Here is a 17,314-nt window from a genome sequence, read left to right as displayed (position 1 = left end):
CCTCCCACGTGTTGAGGGTGATGGGCCGGGGGCGGGTCGGGTGCTGAGGGCGTGCTCGCCACTCCCCGTGGAACCGCACCGCGAGTTCATCCAGCCCGTCACCCCAGGAGCCGAGCAGTTCGGGCGAGGAGATCTCCTCACCCGGCGCGAGACGGATCTCACCGGGCAGGTAGAGCTCGCCCGCCCCGAGGAACGACTCACCGGTCGGCATCCGCTCCGCGAAGATCCGCGAGTTCCCACTCCACGCGAGGTGGGCGCCGTGCACCGTGCCGCGCTCAAAACCGAACCCGGGGGTGCCGGCAGCCAGCAGCAGGGTGAAGTCCGCCCCCGGACGACCACGACGCGACTCCCGCACATGCGTGCCGAACGTCAGCTCATGCCGCTGCGCCGACCGCTCCCGCAGGTGACGCCCCGTCGTATCGAGCAGCTCCGTCGCCTCCCACGGCAACGGCAACATCACATGCAACGCCTGCACCGCGTACACACCCACACCATCGTTACGCACCGTCGTCCGCGCCCGCACCAAACCCGATCCCGTCACCCGCAACACGTACCGAGCCGACAGCTCCATCTCGGCATCCGTGAGATCGAAACGGACGGAGGTGCTCGTCACCTCACTCGCGTGCAGCTCGAATCGCACGCCGACCGCGTCGCCGTCGCGGTGCCCCTCCAGTGCGGGCGTTCCCGCCCAACCGGATGCCGCCGTGCTGACGACGCTCAGCCCGACCGTCTCATCGAGTCCGCCCGAGGCGCGCTGCAGACGGTCAGCGCGGGCCAGGGAGTCGAGAGTCTTTTGCGACACCCGTCCGAGGTCCGGACCCCAGTGCACGATCCGCGGTACCCCCGTGGACGAATCGACGCAGACACTGGTGCCGCCGGCGCGGAGATGGACGACGTCGGGCGTGGGCATAGGATTAGTTTCGACGTAAAATATTATCGCGTCAAGAACAATGGGTTACCGAGCGTGGCTGCGTCTCCGGGAGCCCCCGCTGTGCCACTGTGACTGCATCGAGGAGGTGGGGATGAGCGACAGCGAAGCCGCCCTGGCGCGCACGGTGTTGATCTACGGCCCGCTGTCGCGGCGAGATCTCGGCGTGAAGCTGGGACTGTCGCCGGCGAGCCTCACCCGCCTCGCGAAGCCACTCGTCGAGAGAGGCCTGCTCGTCGAGCTCGAAGAGGTGGCCGACGGCACCGTCGGGCGCCCCAGCCGGCCCTTGGACATCGCGCCGAACCTGGGGTCGTTCGTCGGAGTGAAGATCACCGGAGATCTCGTCATCGCGGTCGCCACCGACATCCGAGCCGAGCAGATCGCCGCAGGCGAGTGGCCCATCGCGGACACATCGCCCGAGGCGGTCCTCGCGCTCGTTGACCGCGCGGTGCGCGGGCTCGACGTCCCGAACCTCGTCGCCGTGGGCGTGAGCCTCGGTGGCGTCGTCCACGACGGCGTCGCCGTCCGGGCATCGTTCCTGGAGTGGGACGACGTCGATGTCGCGACGGATCTCGGCGCGCGGCTCGGGGTTCCTGTGAGCGTGGAGAACGATGTGGTCGCCCTCGCCGAAGCGGAGCGGTGGTTCGGCGCGGGGCGCGGACTCTCCGGGTTCGCGGTCATCACGATCGGTGCGGGCGTGGGCTACGGGCTGGTCGTGGACAACGAGGTCATCCGGACACCGGATGCGACGGCCGGTACGGGCGCCCACATCCCCCTCGACCCGTTCGGCCCGATCTGCTCCGAGGGCCACCGCGGCTGCGCCCAGGCGCTGCTCACGTCCGGATCGATCACCGCCCAGGCGTCGGCCGCACTCGCCCGCCCGGTCGGGTACGACGAGATCCTCCGCCTCGCTGAGGACGGGCATCCCGCCGTCAGCGCGATCGTCGGCAGCGCAGCCGACGCGCTGGGCAGACTGATCGCACTGGCGACCAACCTCAGCCTGCAGTCGACGGTGGTGCTCTCGGGCGAGGGGGTCAGCCTGCTCACGATCGTTCACGACCGGGTCCTCGCCGCGGCTGCTGCCGGTCGCGACCCGCACGCCAACCCGATCGACCTGATCGTCGACGGGTCGGGCTTCCGCGCCTGGGCACGAGGCGCCGCAGCGGTCGCCATCCAATCGACGATGGACAGGATGCGCAGCCGTCGTCAGTGACCGTGATGCGAGGAGCGGGCGCTCTCGCCCGCCCCTCGCATCAGGCCGGATCGTCGCCGAAGTCGACGGGCTCCCGCGTGTGGTAGTCGACGAGGCCGTCGTCGGACTCCAGGACCGGGGTGTCGAAGCGACCGGTCAGATACATCGGGGTGACGAGGTACGACGTCCGCGGCCGGTCGGTGTGCGCCCACTCCACCCCGTTGGCGATGACGCGTTGGATGTTCGGGTCGTGGTAGACGGGGAAGATCTCGTCTCCCGGGCTGAAATAGAACACCTTGCCGTAGCCGCGTCGATAGGTGATGCCGCTGCGGAAGACCTCGCCGCCGCTGAAGCTGCTGATGAAGACCAGTTCGTCGGGCTCCGGGACGTCGAAGAACTCCCCGTACATCTCCTGCGCCGGAATGATCAGCGGCTGCGGGACCCCCGCCGCGATCGGATGCGTCGGCGAGACGGTCCAGACCAGTTCCCTGTCCCGGTCGTTGCGCCACCGGAGGCTGCAGGTCGTCCCCATCAGACGTCGGAAGATCTTCGAGTGATGCCCCGAGTGCAGGACGATGATGCCCATGCCCTCCAGCACGTGCGCGTGGATGCGATCGACGACGCGGTCATCGATCTCGTCGTGCGCTGCGTGTCCCCACCACACGAGGACGTCGGTCTCCGCCAGCAGCTCGTCGGTCATGCCGTGTTCCGGATCCTCGAGGACCCGGGTGGTGACGAGGGCCCGGTCGCCCAGATGCCCGGTGATGCCTCGCGCGATCGTCGTGTGCATGCCGTCGGGATAGATCCCCTGGACGACGGGGTTCACCTGTTCGTGGCGATTCTCCCCCCAGACGACGACGCGGATGGGTCGCCCCGAGGGGGCTCCGGCGGGAACGGTGTCGGTCATGAGGCGCCTCCAGACGCGATCGCGGGCTCGGAGCCCCAGGGGGTCGTGGACAGTCCGTGGACGGCGTCCGGCCAGGACTGCAGTTCGGCCGCGACGTCCTCGCGGGTCTCGTCGCGGAGCGCTCGGATCAGCGCCTCGTCGAGGAGCTCCCGAATCACGACGCGCTCGCCCTGACGCGAACTGCTCACCGTGGCGCCCTCGATCATCGCGAGGGTCAGGATGTTGTCGCGCACCTCGTTCTGAGGCGTCCGGCCGCTTCTCACACAGGAGACGAACTCCGCCAGCGACCCTTCGATGCTCTCGCCCGCCGACATCGGCTCGGCGACGACCCGCTCGGAGCGCAGCGTGACCGACTTCTCGCCGTCCCACGTCGCAACACCCCCGAGACCGTGCATCCGCCATTCGGCGTTCCACGAGGTCTCCGCCCCCGGCGTCGCCCGGCTCCCGGAGTAGACGAAACGAGCGCCTGACGCCAGTTCGAAGGTGGCGACCGCCGACGCCTTGCCCGCGAACCAGCTCCACGGCGGATTCCACGCATCGCACCGGACGCTGACGGGGAGATCGTCGGTGACGTACCGCAGCATGTCGAAGTGATGCACGGACATGTCCACGAGAAGAGGATGCTCCATCTGTTCGCGGAACCCCGGTTCGTGATCCTCGTGGAAGAAGTCCGCGAGGATCGTGTTCACCGGCCCGACCTCCCGCGCGACCGTCGCGAACGTCGCCAGTGGCCCGAAGTATCGCCGCGACTGGCTCACCATCAGGAGCTGTCCGGTCACGTTCGAGAGCGCCACCTGCCGGAGTGCTTCCGACACGGTCGGCGCGAGAGGTTTCTCGCAGAGCACCGGCAGTCCTGCGCGCATCGCCTGTTCGTTGACGATCCGGTGCGCCTGGGGCACCGTGACGTTGATGACGGCCTCGATTCCCGCATCCTCCACCTCGGTCAGGGATCTCCCGGTCGCGACGTCGAGGCCGGCCGAGCCGCACGTCCGTCGCGCCGATTCGATGTCGAGGTCCACGACGGCGACAGGGACCGCGATCGAGGATGCCGCCAGCATCCGCAGCCACTCGCCCCCCATCGCTCCCGCTCCGACCAGTGCGACCCGCAGGCGTCCGTCCACGTCTCCGCTCATCCCTTCAACGCCCCGCCGAGGCTCGACCGCAGCAGATGCTTGCGGACGAAGATGTACAGGATCGCCGGTGGCAGGACGTAGACGATCGCGCTGGCGGCCAACAGGCCCCAATCGACGTGGTCGCGCTCGCTGAACGCCCGGAACAATCCGATGGCGAGCGGATAGAGCTCTTGACTCTGCAGCATCACCAATGGCGTCAGGAAGTCGCCCCACGATCCCATGAACTGGAGCATCGCCGCGGCGCCGAGGCCCGGCCCGATGAGCGGCAGGACGACCCGCCGGATGGCCTGGAGGCGCGTGCTCCCATCGACCCACGCGGCCTCCTCGAGCTCGAGCGGGATCGCGTCCACGGTGCCCTTCATGAGCCAGAGGGTCACCGGCAGACCGCCCACCGCCTGAACCAGGATGAGGCCGTGCAGGGTGTTCGTCAGTTGCAGGTTCACCATGATCAGGTACAGCGCCACGATCGTCGCGGGTGCCGGCACGACGCGGATGAGCAGGATGCTGAACATGAAGAACCGGCGACCCCGGAAATCGAAGCGCGAGAGCGCATAGCCGCCCGCGACGCCGAGCGCGAGGTTGAGCACGGTGGAGCCGATGGCGACGACGAGGCTGTTGATCACGAGCATCGGCGTGCCGGGGGCGGCGAAGAAGCGGGTGAAGTTGTCGAACGACCAGGTCGGCCACTGCACGGTCGCACCGGCGTTCTGATCCACCGCGCTCAGGAGGACCCAGGCGAAGGGGACCAGGCAGAAGAGCACGAGGAGGACGAGCAGGACGTACCCGATGGTCCGCTGGACGACGTCGACCGGCTGCAACGGTCTGCGGCGCTGCATCGGGACGAGCGGGTTCTCACTGACGGCGCTCATGTCACACCTTCACTTTCGCGAGTCTCACGTACACGACTCCGAGGACGAGGACGATGACGAGGAGGATGATCGAGGCCGCGCTCCCGATACCGATCTGGGAGAACTGGAGCGCGCGCTCGTAGATGTAGATGGCTGCGAGCCGGGTCTGTCCGCCGGGGCCGCCTCGCGTGAGGAAGTAGACCAGGCCGAACACGCCGACCGTGCTGATCGTGGTCAGGAGCAGATAGAGGAACACCGGCCCGCGGATCAACGGAAGCGTGACATGACGGAAGACCTGTGTCGCGCTGGCACCGTCGACCCGCGCCGCCTCGATGAGCTCGACCGGGACATCTTCGAGCGCAGCCTGGAACATGATCATCGCGAACGCGAGGCCGCGCCAGACGTTGACGAGGATGATCGCCACCATCGGGACCGTCTGGAGCCAGCTCGTCGGCTCCGCACCGAAGAGCGACGTCAGACGGTTCAGGGTTCCTTCCGGGCTGGTGGCCAGCACGCTCGCCCACGCCAGGGACGCCACCACCTCGGGGACCACCATCGGCATGAGGATCGCCGCACCGAAGACACCCTTGCCGCGGACCCACGGCCGGCTCAGCAGGATCGCGGCGACCATGCCCAGGACCGTCTGCCCGATGATGGCCGAGAACAGCAGGAACGTGCCGGTCTGCCCGAGCGACGCGAGGAAGTCACTGCTCGTGAGGAGGTAGACGTAGTTGTCCAGACCGACGAACTTCGGATCGCGTGCCGCGAATCCGGTCAGTTGCGTGTTCGTCAGGCTGAGCCACAGGCCGTAGACCGCGGGCAGGACGATGAACAGCGAGATGAGGATGGCCGAGGGCCCCAGCAGCACGGCGACGATCGGCCAGGTACTCCGGACTCGGCGACGGCGCCGCGCAGGCTGCCGGGTGGCATCCTGCGCAGCGGCGGGCAGATCGACGATCGTCGTCACTGTTTCACCAGACTCGGCCCCAGCAGGTCCGTCGCATCCTTCACGAACGATTCGTACGCCTGCCGCCCGTCGGCTTCGCCGCTGAGGATCTTCTCCGTGGCGGTGGACACCGCCTGGGCGATCTGGTCGGCACCGTCGCCGGTCACGACGTAGACGCTGTCGGCGAGGTCCTTGCCTGCCTGCAGGAGGTGCGGCTCCTCGGAGTACGGCGCGACGTCGTCGAGGTCATCCCGCGCCGATGCGGCGCCCGAGGCGGTGAGCTGCTCGGCGAGCGGCTTGCCGCTCGAGAGGTATTTGATGAATTCCATCGCGGCCTCCTTCTTCTCGGACTTCTCCGGAATCGCATAACCGCCGCCGGTGCTGCTCCACCCGTAGGGCTGATCCCCCGCGGCCAGGGCCGGGTACTGCCACGTCGAGACCTTCTCGTCGAGACCCTCGATCGGCGTCGCACCCTCGGGACCCCAGTCGAAACGCCATCCCCAGGTGCCCTGCGCAGCGACCTGGATGTCACCGGCGGGGAACTTCACGTACTTCGTCGGCTCCCACGGATTCGGGTTCTGCAGATCCTCGACGGGCATGAGCCCCTTGGAGACCAGCTCGTCGTAGAGCTCGAAGACGGCGAGCCATCCGGGGCTCTGCAGGTTCCACGTCGCACTGTCCCGGTCGTAGTACTCAGTGTCCGTGCCGCCGAGGAGCGGCTGGAACCCCTCGTTCCACGTGCCTCCACCCCATGCGGTCCCGGCGGGGATCACGATGGGGGTGTCACCCGTGGCCTCCTTGACCTGGACCAGTCGGTCGATCAGCTCGTCCCAGGTCTCGGGCTGCGAGGTCTCGACCCCGACCTCTTCGAGAACGTCCTTCCGGAAGAAGAAGTTCTGCACCCCGGCTCCGGAGGGCAAGTTGTAGACGTGCCCGTCCTGTCGGGTGATGGCCTCCTTGACGGCAGGGTAGTAGTGACTCCAGCCATCCCACTTCTCGAGGTACTCGTCGAGCGGGGTCAGGTAGCCGGCCGCCGACCAGGCGATCGCCATGTTCTCACCGATGTCGAGCACGTCCGGTGCTTGGCCGGCCACGAGCTGCTGGGTCATCTTCGTCTTGAACTGCTCGTCCGTGAGCTGATCGGCGATCAGGTCGACCTTGATGTCCTTGCCCTGCTTGGCCATCTCGGCTTCGAAGCCGGGGATGACCTTGTTGATCGCATCGATGTTGGTCTGCTTCGTCTCCATGATGCTGATCGTGACCGGGCCGTCGGTTCCGTCGTCGCCGCCGGCGGCGGTGCAGCCGGAGACCCCGGCCACGACGAGTGCTGCGGAGAACGCAGCGAGTGCATGAGTTCGCTTCATCGGGATGCCTCTCTGATCTCAATCCGTCGGCTGCGTTGCCGGTCTGTCGATTGATGTCATCGGCATGTTAGGACAATAATTTCGGACTGGTCAATATTTTTCTTCGCAGCGCCGGTTGAGACGCGCGAGCCTGTCGCGTCGGAGAGGACGAGTCATGGGATCATCACCACCCGCGCTCCCCGGGGTTGCGGGGGCATCCGCTTCGCGCGCGACCCCGCCTTCGTTCCGATGGCAACGCATTGCGGCGACTCTGCGCGACGGGATCAGTTCCGGCGCCCTCCCACCCGGGTCGCACCTCGAGAGCGAAGCCACCCTCAGCGACACCTGGGGCGTCTCGCGCTCCACGGTCAGGCGGGCGATCCGAGAGCTGACCCTGCTGGGCCTCGTCGAGAGAGACCGCGGCATCGGCACGCGGGTGCTCCGGCCGGTTTCCCCTGGACCGTCAGCCAGTCCCGGCCTCCACGAGGTCGAACTCTCCTCTCGAGCCAGGTCGACACTGCGGACGGCCCGCATCCAGCACGTTCCCGCGGACGCGGACGTCGCCGCAGCGCTCCGATTGGCCACCGACACACGTGTCGTGAACGTACAGCGGGTCCTTTACGCCTCCGGAGCGCCCGTCGCCGTCGCCGAGTCCTTCCGGCGCATGTCACCGGCCGCGGGGGATAGAGTGACGACGCGAGAGATCATGACCACTTTCGCGCACGGACGCGATGCGGACACCTGGACCCGCGGCATCCGCATCGTCGTGGAAGCCGCGGGTCCGGAGGACGCGCGCATCTTGGGCCTGACCCCGGGATCACCCGTGCTGCTGTCTTCGGTCACGACGTTCGATGTCGGTGGTGAACCGATCGAATACGACCGCCGTCGCTATCGACCGGACCACTTCGCCCTGCTCGTCGTGGAGGTCGCATGAACGCGTCGTGGCGCGTGGAACGGCGTATTCGTTGCATAACAGAAGCAATTACGCCACGCTGAGATCATGAACGCTTCGACGACGACGCCGAATCAGAGCCCCATCCATCCTCGGCCGCAGCTGCGACGGAACTCCTGGCGCAGCCTCGACGGCCGGTGGGGGTTCGCCTACGACGACGACGAGGTCGGGGCGGCCGAGCGCTGGTTCCTCGACCCGGACTTCGATCGCACGATCGAGGTTCCTTTCCCGCCGGAGTCCCCCGCATCGGGGATCGGAGACGTGGGCGAGCACTCGGTGGTGTGGTACTCCACGGCACTGACCGCCGAACAGGTCGGACGGACCCACTCGTCCTCACGCCTCCACGTGCACTTCGGAGCGGTCGACTACGCCGCGACCGTGTGGATCAACGGCAGCCAGGCGGCATCTCACGTCGGCGGCCACACCCCGTTCACAGCCGACATCACCGATCACGTCCGTGGTGACGGAACCGACGTTCTGGTGGTCCGGGCCATCGACCGGTTCCACGATGTCGGGCAGCCCCGGGGCAAGCAGGACTGGCTCCCCGAGCCGCACGAGATCTGGTACCACCGGACCACTGGGATCTGGCAGCCCGTCTGGATCGAGGAGGTGCCCGAGACCCACATCACGGACCTCTTCTGGAGGACGACTCGCGGCACCGACAGCGTGATCCTGGAGCTCCTGACCAACCGCCCGTTGAGCCCCGAGGCGGTCGTGAACGTGCGGCTGGACTTCGAAGGTCGCGTCCTGGCGGACATGACGGTGACGACCCCGGCGACCGGGATGCCGATCATCGACATCCCCCTGCGGGACCAGCGGAACGGCCAGCACTACGAGAAGCTCGTGTGGACGCCGGAGACCCCTCGTCTCATCGATGCGGTCGTCACCGTCTCGGACCGAGGGTTCAGCGATGAGGCCCACTCGTACGTCGGGCTCCGCACGGTCGGCACCGCGAACGGGAGATTCCTGCTCAACGACCGTCCCTACTTCGTCCGGGCAGTCCTCGAACAGGGGTTCTGGCCGGAGTCGCACCTGGCTGCACCCAGCGACGACGCCCTGCGAGCGGAGGTCGAGCTGATCAAGGCCATGGGCTTCAATGCCGCCCGCATCCATCAGAAGGCAGAAGACCCGCGTTTCCTCTACTGGGCCGACCGACTCGGCCTGCTGATCTGGGGAGAGGCACCCGGCGCTTTCGAGTTCACGACCTTCGCGATGCACGCTCTGACGCAGGAGTGGCTCGAGCTGGTGCGGCGCGACCGGTCGCATCCCAGCATCGTCACCTGGGTCCCCTTCAACGAGAGCTGGGGCATCCGCGACCTGCTGGTCGATCCGGCGCAACGGGCGTTCTCGCGCGGACTGTCGGATCTCACCCGCGCCGTCGACCCGTCGCGACCGGTGATCTCCAACGACGGGTGGGAGCACACGCAGTCCGACATCCTGACCGTCCACGACTACGAGGCGGATCCGGACCGGTTCCGTGCCCGGTACGCGGACAACGCCGCACTCGCCACGCTCTTCGGCGGGTACGGACCGTCCGATCGCATGATGATGGCCGAGGGGACGGCGGACATCGGTCGCGCGCCCGTGATGGTCAGCGAGTTCGGTGGGATCAAGTTCGAGCGATCACCGGCGGCGCCGTCGTGGGGGTACTCCACGAGCGCGACGACAGAGGAGCTCGAGGCTCACCTGAGGGGGCTCTTCGGCGCGCTTCTGGACAGCAGGGTGATCGCGGGCTTCTGCTACACGCAGTTGACGGACACGATGCAGGAGGCGAACGGGTTGGCCTTCGAGGATCGCACGCCCAAACTGCCCCTCGACGTGCTCCGCTCGATCATCGCGGCGGAGTCGAACGCGAAGCCGTAGCGCCGAACGATCGTCGGCCTCAGTCGAGCAGGAGCGCCGGCTCCTCGAGCACCGACGCGACGTCGGCGATGAAGCGGCTGATGCCGTCGCCGTCGATGACGCGGTGGTCGAACGATCCCGACACGGTCGTCACGAAACGAGGGCGGACTTCGCCGTCGACGACCCACGGCTTCTGCCGGATCGTGCCCATGGCGATGATGCCGGACTCCCCCGGATTGATGATCGGGGTCCCGGCATCCATCCCGAAGACACCGATGTTCGTGATCGTGAATGTTCCGCCCTGCTGGTCGGCGGGCGTCGTCTTGCCGTCGCGTGCAGTGACCGTGAGCTTCTCGAGGGCCCGCGCGAGGCCGCGCATGTTGAGGTCCTGCGCGTCCTTGATGTTCGGGACGAGCAGGCCGCGGGGGGTCGCCGCGGCGATCCCGAGGTTCACGTAGTGACGCACGCGGATCTCGGCGCCGTTCTCGGTCTCGACCCACGCCGCGTTGATCATCGGCGTGCGGCGGAGCGCCCAGATGACGGCGCGCGAGAAGATCAGCAGCGGAGAGATCTTCACGTCGGCGAAGTCCGGCGAGGCCTTCAGCCGCTTGACGAGCTCCATCGTGCGGGTCGCGTCGACATCGGTCCACACCGACACGTGCGGCGCGGTGTAGGCGCTCGAGGTCATCGCGTTCGCGGTCGCCTTGCGCACGCCCTTGACGGTGATCGCCTCTTCGCGGGCGTCCGCCGGCGGCGTCGACGGGGCGGGGTCGGATGCCGCGGGCGCCGCGACGGGGATCGACAGCTCGCGCTCCTCGGGGAGGTCGGGGGTCGCGATGTTGCGGAAGACCGAGGCCTGCTCGGCGTGGCGGACGACGTCCTCGCGGGTGACCTCGCCGGCGGTGCCGCTCGGCGACACGTCGGCCAGGTCGACGCCGAGGTCGCGCGCGAGCTTGCGGATCGGGGGCTTCGCGACGACGCCCACGGCACGGGTCACGGGCTTCTCGGCCGACTTGCGGCGACGCGACTTGACCTCGCCACCGGTGCCGTAGCCGACGAGCACCGATCCGCCGGGCTCCTCGGCGGGCTTCTCACCGTGCTCGGAGCGGCCGATGTCGGCATCCGGCTGCCCCTCGCCACCCGCGATCGTGATGATCGCCGCGCCGACCTCGACCGTCGTCCCCTCGGTGGCGAGGATGTCGCCGACCGTGCCGCTGAACGGCGACGGCAGCTCGACGAGCGACTTGGCCGTCTCGATCTCGACGAGGACGTCGTTGACGTCCACGCTGTCGCCCGGCGCGACGCGCCACTGCACGATCTCGGCCTCGGTCAGTCCTTCGCCGACGTCCGGCAGGTGGAAGGTCTGCGTGCTCATGTCATCTCCATCCCCGCGAGACTGCAGCCGCGCGCCGAGACAGCGGGCTGACGCCGCAGTCTCGGCGCACACGTGCAGTCTCGCGGACGTGCGGGGGTCGCGGGTAGGGGGCCATGCGGGAGGTCAGTAGGCGAGGGCGCGGTCGACGGCTTCGAGGATGCGGTCCGCGTCGGGGAGGTACTGGCCCTCGAGCTTCGCGGGCGGGAACGGGACGTCGAAGCCCGACACCCGGAGGACCGGCGCCTCGAGGGCGTAGAACGCCTTCTCCATGACGGTCGCCGCGACCTCGGAGCCGACCGACACGTTGCCGGGCGCCTCCTGCGCGTAGACCATGCGGCCGGTGCGGCGGACGGACTCGAGGATCGGCTCGTAGTCGATCGGCGCGAGCGAGCGGACGTCGATGACCTCGCACGAGGTGCCTTCGCCCTCGGCGAGTGCGGCCGCCTGCAGCAGAGTCGTGACCATCGCGCCGTGGCCCACGAGGGTCACATCGGTCCCCCGACGGACGACGCGGGAGGCGTGCAGCGGCAGCGCGCGCTCAGCGACGTCGACCTCGCCCTTCATCCAGTACTTCGCCTTCGGCTCGAGGAAGATCACCGGGTCGGGCGACGCGATCGCGTCCTGGATCATCCAGTACGCGTCGTTCGGCGTCGACGGCGACACGACCCGCAGTCCCGGAGTGTGCGCGAAGTACGCCTCGGGGCTCTCCTGGTGGTGCTCGACGGCGCCGATGTGCCCGCCGTAGGGGATGCGGATGACGACGGGGAAGTTCGCGTTCCCCTCGTGGCGGTTCGTGAGCTTCGCGAGCTGCGTCGTGATCTGGTCGAACGCGGGGAAGACGAAGCCGTCGAACTGGATCTCGATCACGGGCCGGAACCCGGCCATCGTGAGGCCGATCGCGGTGCCGACGATGCCGGACTCGGCGAGCGGGGTGTCGAGCACGCGCTGCGAGCCGAACTCGGCGTGCAGCCCCTCCGTCACGCGGAAGACGCCGCCGAGCGGACCGATGTCCTCGCCCATCAGCAGGACGTGGTCGTCCGCGGTCATCGCCGCACGAAGGCCCGCGTTCAGCGCCTTCGCGAAGGGCAGGGTCTGGATGTCGCTCACGCGTTCCCCTCCTCGAAGGATGCCTCGTACTCGGCGAGCCAGCGCTGCTGCTCCTGCACGAGCGGGTGGACGTCGCCGTAGACGTGATCGAACATGACCCCCGTCGGGATGTCGCCCAGGGCGTTCGTGCGCACGCGCACGTCGTCGGCGTAGGCGGCGGCCGCGGCATCCACCTCGTCGAAGAAGGATGCCGGGGTCCCGCGGTTCTGCAGGAACGCCCGCATGCGTGCGATCGGGTCGCGCTGCGCCCACGACTGCTCTTCGTCGCTCGTGCGGTACTTCGTCGGGTCGTCGCTCGTCGTGTGCGCACCCATCCGGTAGGTGAGCGCCTCGATCGCGCGGGGACCGCCGCCGGCGCGCGCCTCGTCGAGGGCGAGCTTGCTGACGGCGTAGCTGGCGAGGACGTCATTGCCGTCGACGCGGACCGACGGGATGCCGTAGCCCTCGCCGCGCCGAGCGAGGGGCACGCGCGACTGGGTCGTCACGGGAACCGAGATCGCCCAATGGTTGTTCTGCAGGAAGAAGACCTGCGGGGTCTGGTAGCTCGCGGCGAAGACCATCGCCTCATGGACGTCGCCCTGGCTCGAGGCGCCGTCGCCGTAGTAGACGATGACCGCTTCGTCCTTCTCGGGGTCGCCGGTGCCGGTGCGACCGTCGAAGACGAGGCCCATGCCGAGACCCGTCGCATGCAGGGTCTGCGCGCCGAGGACGAGCGTGTAGATGTGCGTGTTCTGGTGCTCGGCAGGATTCCAGCCGCCGTGCGTGAGACCGCGCATCAGGCGGATGATGTCGATCGGGTCGACGCCGCGGGTCGTCACGACGACATGCTCGCGGTACGAGGGGAACACGTGGTCGTGCGCGCGGGCGGCACGCACCGAACCGACCTGCGCGGCCTCCTGACCGAGGGACGGCGGCCACAGCGCGAGCTGGCCCTGCCGCTGCAGGTTGGTCGCCTGCCGGTCGAAGGCGCGCACCACGACCATGTCGCGGTAGAACGTCTCGAGTTCGGCGTCGGTGAGCGCGTCGATGAGGGGGAGGTAGCGCTCGGCTGCCTCGGAGGGCGCGTACGAACCGTCGGCGGCGAGGACGCGGACGACGTCGGGTGCTTCGGCCGGAGCCTCGAACGAGGGGGTCACCCTCCCACGCTAACCCCCCGCGCATGACCGGTTCTGCATGAGGTCGACAACGGATGCCGCGATTCGCCGTGCGTTCGAGACAAGCCGGCCTCGCCCCGGCATCCGCTTCAGCCCTGCTTCAGCGTGCGCACGCCACACTGGGCCCATGCGTGTTCTGGTGGTCGACGACGAGGTGCGCCTGGCGGACGGTGTGCGCCGCGGGCTCGAGGCCGAGGGCTTCGCCGTGGACGTCGCGCACAACGGCGTCGACGGGCTCTGGCGCGCCCGCGAGACGAGCTACGACGCGATCGTGCTCGACCTGATGATGCCGGGGATGAGCGGCTGGAAGGTCTGCGAGGCCTTGCGCGCCGAGGAGAACTGGACCCCCGTCCTCATGCTCACCGCGAAGGACGGCGAGTGGGACCAGGTCGACGCGCTCGACGCGGGAGCCGACGACTACGTCACGAAGCCGTTCTCCTACCCCGTGCTGGTCGCTCGCCTGCGCGCGCTCATCCGCCGCGGCGGCGTCGAGCGTCCCGTCGCACTCGAGGCCGGCGACCTGCACGTCGACCCCGCCGCGCGGCGCGTCCGCCGCGGCGCCACGACAGTCGAACTGACATCGCGGGAGTTCGCCGTGCTGCTCCATCTCATCCGCCACAAGGGCCAGGTCGTCTCCAAGCGCGACCTCATCGCCGGTGTCTGGGACGACGACTTCGACGGCGACCCGAACATCGTCGAGGTCTACGTCGGGCACCTGCGCAGGAAGCTCGACAGACCCTTCGACCGGAACGCGATCGAAACCGTCCGCGGCGCGGGCTACCGACTGGCGGCCGACGGTGGCTGAGCAGACTCCTCCGACGGGACGGATGCCGGGGCTCCGGTCCCTGCGAGCGCGGATCACCTCCGCCGCGACGGCCATCGTCGCGGTCGTCATGGTGCTGGCGTCGATCGGGTTCAGCGCGGTGCTGGGCTCGGAGGTGCGAGATGCGACCACCCGCGCGGCGGAGACGCGCGCGACGGAGCTGGCTCTCCGCGTCGAGGACTCCGGCACGGCCGGCATCCCCGACCTCGACGACGACATCGTGCAGGTGATCGACGCATCGGGGCGGGTGATCGCGGCATCCGAGGACGCCGAGGACGGCGCGCTGCCCGCGGATGGCGACGGGGAGGTCGTCACCTACGACGGCGATCCCGTCCTGGTCGTCGTGGAGGAGGTCGACGACGACGTACGCATCGTCCTGGCCGTTCCCGTCGACGGCGACGAGGCGACGCTCGCCACCGCGGGATGGCTGCTCGCGGCATCCACTCTGCTCGTCGTGCTCGTCGTCGCCGTCGTCACCTGGTGGGTCGTCGGGCGGGCCCTGCGTACGGTCGGCCGCATCCGTCGCGAGGTCGACCACATCACGGCCGACCGGCTCGACCGTCGGGTCGCCGAGCCCTCATCGGGCGACGAGATCGCCGCACTGGCGGTCACGATGAACCGCATGCTCGACCGGCTCGATGCGTCCGCGACGGCCCAGCGCCGGTTCGTGTCGGATGCCTCGCACGAGCTGCGCTCCCCGCTCGCGACCATGCGACAGCACGCGGAGCTCGCCCGAGCCCACCCCGATGCGACGAGCCTCGACGACCTCGCCGAGGTCGTGACCGAGGAGGGCGCGCGGATGCAGGACCTGGTCGAGGGCCTGCTGGTGCTCGCCCGGCTCGACGAGCAGGCGCCCTCGCAGCGCGGTGTCGTCGACCTCGACGACCTCGCCCTCGCCGAGGTGTCGCGTCTGCGCGCAGCCGGAGTGAGCGTCGACGGCTCCGCGATCACGGCGGTGCAGGTCATGGGCGACGAACGCCTGCTCGGGCGGATCGCCCGGAACCTAGCCGACAACGCGGCCCGGCACGCGGCATCCCGGATCGCCGTGGGGGTCGCCCGCGACGGGGCCGACGCGGTGCTGACGGTCGACGACGACGGCAGCGGGATCCCCGCGTCGGAGCGCGAGCGGGTGTTCGAACGGTTCGTCCGTCTCGACGAAGGACGAGCACGGGATGCCGGGGGCAGCGGTCTCGGCCTCGCGATCGTCTCGGGGGCGGTGCGAGCTTCGGGCGGCACCGTCTCGGTCGACGAATCGCGGCTGGGCGGCGCGCGCTTCACGGTCCGCCTCCCGGCCGCCGGCTGAGGGCGTCGGGAGCGCTCAGTCGGCGTGCTCGGGCGGCCAGACGACGGAGAACCGCTCGAAGACGATCTCGTCGTCCTCCGACCACTCCGCGCCACGGGCGGCGGCGACCCGCGTGAAGTAGCGACGGTGTTCGCGCTCCCAGCTCTCGAGGGAGCGATCGTCCTCGCCCTCGTCGAATGCGAAAGCCGCGTCGGCGCTCGCGAAGGGTCCGACACGCAGCTCGGTGCTGCGGATGATGATGCGCGGGGCGCCGGTGCCGTCGCATGCGATCCAGTGCGAGCCGATCCGCGGTAGGTGGTCGCCGTGCTCGGAGAATTCGGCCACCAGTTCGGAGGTCGCCCGCTTCGGACCGTTCAGCACGGCGTCGAGCAGCTGATCCGCGAGCCGAGGGCTGTCGCCGAAGTGCTCGACGGTGCACTCCGGGCCGGCCGCGGCTGCGGCAGGGTGCGCGGAGCGGTAGTCGTCCCACATCCGGTCGGCGGCGTCGCGGTCGAGGGGGAAGGCGGCGGAGGAGAGACTCTCGGACATCCGTCGATCCTTTCATCCCGGCATCCTGAAGACCGCTTCAGGATGCTTCAGGTCTGCTTCAGTGCCCGCTCGGCACTCTGGGGGCATGAGCGAGAACACCACCACCCCCGACCAGCCCACCGCCCCCATCGTCGACGGCCCGACGGAGGCATCCGCCGCTGCCCCCGCTGCTGCCCCCGCTGCGCCGAAGCGCCGTGGTCGCACCGCCATGATCGCCGGCGGCGCCACACTCGGCGCGCTCCTCCTCGTGGGCGGCGGCGTCGCGATCGGTGCCGCTGTCGCCGACGACCGCGACGGCGACGGCTTCGACAGCCTCGCCTCGAGTCAGCGTGCGCAGGTCGCTTCGGACGACGTCACGGCGACGAGCGAGCGCTCGGACGACGACGCACCGGCCGCGTCGAACGCGGAGCGCGGTGCCGCGGACGCGGCCGCCGGAGCGACCGGTGACCTCGGCGCGGCGAGCGCGAGCGACCTGTCGGCGATCGCCGACGCCGCCAAAGGCGTCGCGAAAGGCGAGCCGACCGGCATCGACGCCGACGCCGACGGCAGCTGGGATGTCACGCTGACCGCCGCCGACGGTGCCGAGACCGAGGTCCGCGTCACCGCAGACGGCACCGCCTCGGTCAGCGAGACCGACGCCGCCGACGCCGACGACCGGGCTCCGAAGAACGTCCTCGACGCGGCGACCCTCTCGACCATGGTGGAGGCCGCTCTGGCCGAGCAGCCCGGCCGCATCCTCGAGATCGACGCCGACGACGACACCCGTTCGCCGTTCGATGTGTCCGTGCTCACGGGCGACCGTCAGGTCGTCGAGATCACCCTCGACGCCTCGGGCACCGTCACCGGAACGAAGCTCGACGACTGACCGGGAGCCGACGGCATCGGTCCGGGCGCGGGTCCTCCGGGGCCTGCGCCCGTTCGTGTGTCGGTTCG

The 17,314-nt window shown here is 69.2% G+C and carries 16 protein-coding genes; 6 read left to right on the top strand and 10 right to left on the bottom strand.

From position 1 onward, the window contains the following. Positions 1–910: glycoside hydrolase family 36 N-terminal domain-containing protein (locus BBA86_RS14210; RefSeq protein ID WP_317614754.1), on the bottom strand; the 910-nt coding region annotated here is incomplete at its 3' end. A gap of 112 nt (positions 911–1,022) precedes the next feature. On the opposite strand from BBA86_RS14210, the gene BBA86_RS14205 reads away from it, so the two are divergent. Continuing rightward, entirely contained in the window at positions 1,023–2,141 is a 1,119-nt protein-coding gene (locus BBA86_RS14205) for an ROK family transcriptional regulator (RefSeq protein ID WP_065572148.1), read from the top strand. Between the two features lie 40 nt (positions 2,142–2,181). Here BBA86_RS14205 and BBA86_RS14200 read toward each other — a convergent pair whose 3' ends face one another. From BBA86_RS14200 to BBA86_RS14180, 5 genes are read right to left on the bottom strand one after another with little or no spacing between them, the layout of a single operon-like run. Continuing rightward, positions 2,182–3,027 carry a ThuA domain-containing protein gene (locus tag BBA86_RS14200; RefSeq protein ID WP_083199614.1) on the bottom strand — a complete coding sequence of 282 codons (846 nt, stop codon included), beginning with the start codon at positions 3,025–3,027 and terminating at the stop codon, positions 2,182–2,184. Then, positions 3,024–4,160 carry a Gfo/Idh/MocA family protein gene (locus BBA86_RS14195; protein ID WP_065572147.1) on the bottom strand — a complete coding sequence of 379 codons (1,137 nt, stop codon included), beginning with the start codon at positions 4,158–4,160 and terminating at the stop codon, positions 3,024–3,026. Before BBA86_RS14195 ends, BBA86_RS14200 begins: the two co-directional genes overlap by 4 nt. Further along, positions 4,157–5,029 carry a carbohydrate ABC transporter permease gene (locus BBA86_RS14190; RefSeq protein ID WP_083199612.1) on the bottom strand — a complete coding sequence of 291 codons (873 nt, stop codon included), beginning with the start codon at positions 5,027–5,029 and terminating at the stop codon, positions 4,157–4,159. The genes BBA86_RS14195 and BBA86_RS14190 overlap by 4 nt, the downstream gene beginning before the upstream one ends. A 1-nt stretch (position 5,030) precedes the next feature. Beyond that, on the bottom strand, positions 5,031–5,975 hold the full coding sequence (locus tag BBA86_RS14185) for a carbohydrate ABC transporter permease (RefSeq protein ID WP_223247111.1): 945 nt from the start codon (positions 5,973–5,975) through the stop codon (positions 5,031–5,033). Next, a complete protein-coding gene (locus BBA86_RS14180; RefSeq protein ID WP_065572146.1) occupies positions 5,972–7,318 on the bottom strand; it encodes an ABC transporter substrate-binding protein in 1,347 nt (448 codons plus the stop codon). The genes BBA86_RS14185 and BBA86_RS14180 overlap by 4 nt, the downstream gene beginning before the upstream one ends. Before the next feature lie 154 nt (positions 7,319–7,472). On the opposite strand from BBA86_RS14180, the gene BBA86_RS14345 reads away from it, so the two are divergent. Together BBA86_RS14345 and BBA86_RS14170 are read left to right on the top strand one after the other, a co-directional pair. Beyond that, the gene (locus BBA86_RS14345; protein ID WP_083199610.1) at positions 7,473–8,231 is read left to right on the top strand and encodes a GntR family transcriptional regulator; all 759 of its coding nucleotides are present in this window, start codon (positions 7,473–7,475) and stop codon (positions 8,229–8,231) included. A 66-nt stretch (positions 8,232–8,297) separates the two neighbouring features. Continuing rightward, entirely contained in the window at positions 8,298–10,112 is a 1,815-nt protein-coding gene (locus tag BBA86_RS14170) for a glycoside hydrolase family 2 protein (protein WP_065572144.1), read from the top strand. A 19-nt stretch (positions 10,113–10,131) separates the two neighbouring features. On the opposite strand, the gene BBA86_RS14165 is transcribed toward BBA86_RS14170, so the two are convergent. From BBA86_RS14165 to BBA86_RS14155, 3 genes are all read right to left on the bottom strand, one after another. Further along, the gene (locus BBA86_RS14165; RefSeq protein WP_065572143.1) at positions 10,132–11,466 is read right to left on the bottom strand and encodes a dihydrolipoamide acetyltransferase family protein; all 1,335 of its coding nucleotides are present in this window, start codon (positions 11,464–11,466) and stop codon (positions 10,132–10,134) included. A gap of 123 nt (positions 11,467–11,589) precedes the next feature. Continuing rightward, positions 11,590–12,573 carry an alpha-ketoacid dehydrogenase subunit beta gene (locus BBA86_RS14160; protein ID WP_083199608.1) on the bottom strand — a complete coding sequence of 328 codons (984 nt, stop codon included), beginning with the start codon at positions 12,571–12,573 and terminating at the stop codon, positions 11,590–11,592. Further along, positions 12,570–13,709 carry a thiamine pyrophosphate-dependent enzyme gene (locus BBA86_RS14155; protein WP_065572142.1) on the bottom strand — a complete coding sequence of 380 codons (1,140 nt, stop codon included), beginning with the start codon at positions 13,707–13,709 and terminating at the stop codon, positions 12,570–12,572. The genes BBA86_RS14160 and BBA86_RS14155 overlap by 4 nt, the downstream gene beginning before the upstream one ends. Positions 13,710–13,854: 145 nt before the next feature. Between BBA86_RS14155 and BBA86_RS14150 the strand changes: the two genes are divergently transcribed. Together BBA86_RS14150 and BBA86_RS14145 are read left to right on the top strand one after the other, a co-directional pair. Next, positions 13,855–14,532, top strand: coding sequence for a response regulator transcription factor (locus BBA86_RS14150; protein WP_065572141.1), 678 nt, complete (start codon positions 13,855–13,857; stop codon positions 14,530–14,532). Then, the gene (locus BBA86_RS14145) at positions 14,525–15,853 is read left to right on the top strand and encodes a sensor histidine kinase (RefSeq protein ID WP_223247110.1); all 1,329 of its coding nucleotides are present in this window, start codon (positions 14,525–14,527) and stop codon (positions 15,851–15,853) included. The genes BBA86_RS14150 and BBA86_RS14145 overlap by 8 nt, the downstream gene beginning before the upstream one ends. Positions 15,854–15,868: 15 nt before the next feature. Here BBA86_RS14145 and BBA86_RS14140 read toward each other — a convergent pair whose 3' ends face one another. Next, a complete protein-coding gene (locus BBA86_RS14140) occupies positions 15,869–16,381 on the bottom strand; it encodes an ASCH domain-containing protein (RefSeq protein WP_065572139.1) in 513 nt (170 codons plus the stop codon). Positions 16,382–16,466: 85 nt separating this feature from the next. Here BBA86_RS14140 and BBA86_RS14135 point away from each other — a divergent pair, with 85 nt between their 5' ends. Beyond that, the gene (locus BBA86_RS14135) at positions 16,467–17,246 is read left to right on the top strand and encodes a PepSY domain-containing protein (RefSeq protein WP_065572332.1); all 780 of its coding nucleotides are present in this window, start codon (positions 16,467–16,469) and stop codon (positions 17,244–17,246) included. Positions 17,247–17,314: the final 68 nt, after the last annotated feature.

This window comes from Microbacterium oleivorans (assembly GCF_001691565.1).
Taxonomy (GTDB): Bacteria; Actinomycetota; Actinomycetes; order Actinomycetales; family Microbacteriaceae; genus Microbacterium; species Microbacterium oleivorans_B.
This window is presented reverse-complemented; position numbering and strand designations above follow the sequence as displayed.

What these genes read in the sequence shown, in the direction of transcription:
- BBA86_RS14165 (WP_065572143.1), bottom strand. Translation starts at nt 11,466, where the DNA reads ATGAGCACGCAGACCTTCCACCTGCCGGACGTCGGCGAAGGACTGACC.
- BBA86_RS14200 (WP_083199614.1), bottom strand. Translation starts at nt 3,027, where the DNA reads ATGACCGACACCGTTCCCGCCGGAGCCCCCTCGGGGCGACCCATCCGC.
- BBA86_RS14190 (WP_083199612.1), bottom strand. Translation starts at nt 5,029, where the DNA reads ATGAGCGCCGTCAGTGAGAACCCGCTCGTCCCGATGCAGCGCCGCAGA.
- BBA86_RS14135 (WP_065572332.1), top strand. Translation starts at nt 16,467, where the DNA reads ATGAGCGAGAACACCACCACCCCCGACCAGCCCACCGCCCCCATCGTC.
- BBA86_RS14195 (WP_065572147.1), bottom strand. Translation starts at nt 4,160, where the DNA reads ATGAGCGGAGACGTGGACGGACGCCTGCGGGTCGCACTGGTCGGAGCG.
- BBA86_RS14205 (WP_065572148.1), top strand. Translation starts at nt 1,023, where the DNA reads ATGAGCGACAGCGAAGCCGCCCTGGCGCGCACGGTGTTGATCTACGGC.
- BBA86_RS14170 (WP_065572144.1), top strand. Translation starts at nt 8,298, where the DNA reads ATGAACGCTTCGACGACGACGCCGAATCAGAGCCCCATCCATCCTCGG.
- BBA86_RS14150 (WP_065572141.1), top strand. Translation starts at nt 13,855, where the DNA reads ATGCGTGTTCTGGTGGTCGACGACGAGGTGCGCCTGGCGGACGGTGTG.
- BBA86_RS14180 (WP_065572146.1), bottom strand. Translation starts at nt 7,318, where the DNA reads ATGAAGCGAACTCATGCACTCGCTGCGTTCTCCGCAGCACTCGTCGTG.
- BBA86_RS14345 (WP_083199610.1), top strand. Translation starts at nt 7,473, where the DNA reads ATGGGATCATCACCACCCGCGCTCCCCGGGGTTGCGGGGGCATCCGCT.
- BBA86_RS14140 (WP_065572139.1), bottom strand. Translation starts at nt 16,381, where the DNA reads ATGTCCGAGAGTCTCTCCTCCGCCGCCTTCCCCCTCGACCGCGACGCC.